This window comes from Vibrio sp. 811 (genome assembly GCF_033339195.1).
Window position 1 is genome coordinate 1 of record NZ_JAWOUB010000101.1, and the last position, 1,121, is coordinate 1,121.

Annotated in this window: 2 protein-coding genes; both read left to right on the plus strand. The window is 48.1% G+C overall.

What is annotated here, in order from left to right:
- Positions 1 to 725: thiamine phosphate synthase (thiE, locus tag R7Q46_RS25110; RefSeq protein ID WP_318077924.1), on the plus strand; the 725-nt coding region annotated here is incomplete at its 5' end.
- Positions 715 to 1,121, plus strand: a 407-nt coding sequence (locus R7Q46_RS25115; RefSeq protein ID WP_318077925.1) for a ThiF family adenylyltransferase, incomplete at its 3' end; no start/stop codon positions are given. The genes thiE and R7Q46_RS25115, both read left to right, overlap by 11 nt.

Below are 1,121 nucleotides of genomic sequence, written 5' to 3' on the forward strand. Positions count from 1 at the left end.
GTTTAGGCATCAAAGTAGGTTGGTCATCACACGGACAGTCGGTCAACTTTCCTCACCTGAGCAAACAGAGTTTGGGTCTCTATCCGGTCGTGGACGACGTCAGTTGGATTGAGCGGTTGTTGCCATTGGGTATCAACACCATTCAACTACGTATCAAAGACCCCTATCAGCCAGACTTAGAACAGCAGATTGCACGCGCAATTGAACTCGGTCGTCAGTATGACGCTCAAGTTTTTATTAATGATTATTGGCAACTAGCAATAAAGCATGGCGCGTTCGGGGTTCATCTTGGTCAAGAGGATATCGAAGATTCCAATTTGAGCCAGTTGAGCACCGCAGGTATTTGCTTAGGTCTATCAACCCATGGTTATTATGAACTGCTTCGTATCGTCCAAATTAACCCAAGCTACATTGCGTTGGGGCATATCTTTCCGACCACCACCAAACAAATGCCATCCAAACCGCAAGGTCTGGTTCGCTTAGCCTTGTATCAAAAGCTGATCGATAGCATTCCATATGGTGAAAGAGTTGGCTATCCAACTGTGGCCATTGGTGGCATTGACCAATCAAACGCAGAGCAAGTTTGGCAATGTGGCGTGTCCAGTTTAGCGGTGGTTCGTGCGATTACCTTGTCCGAATCGCCGAAACAAGTGATTGAGTTTTTCGACCAACTGATGAGCACAACGAGCACCTCATTGGTAATGGAGGACTATCGTGCTTACTGATCAAGAATTCATTCGTTATCAGCGTCAAGTTTCGTTACCTGAAATCGGAGAATCGGGCCAAGCTCGTCTTGGTCAATCTCATGTGTTGCTCATCGGCTGTGGTGGGTTGGGTAGTGCAGCAAGTTTGTATCTCGCGGCTGCTGGCGTGGGTAAATTGGTTGTGATTGATGATGACCGTGTCGACAGCAGCAATTTGCAGCGCCAGGTTATCTATCGTGAAGGCGACATCGAACTGGCGAAAACCGAGGCGATGGCTCAGCAGCTTCGTGATCTCAATTCAATGATTCAGGTACGCACGATTACCAAGCGTCTCGACCAAGCTCAGTTACAACTCGAAGTCATGTTGGCGGATGTGGTGTTGGATTGCAGTGACAACCTGCCAACGAGGCAGCTGAT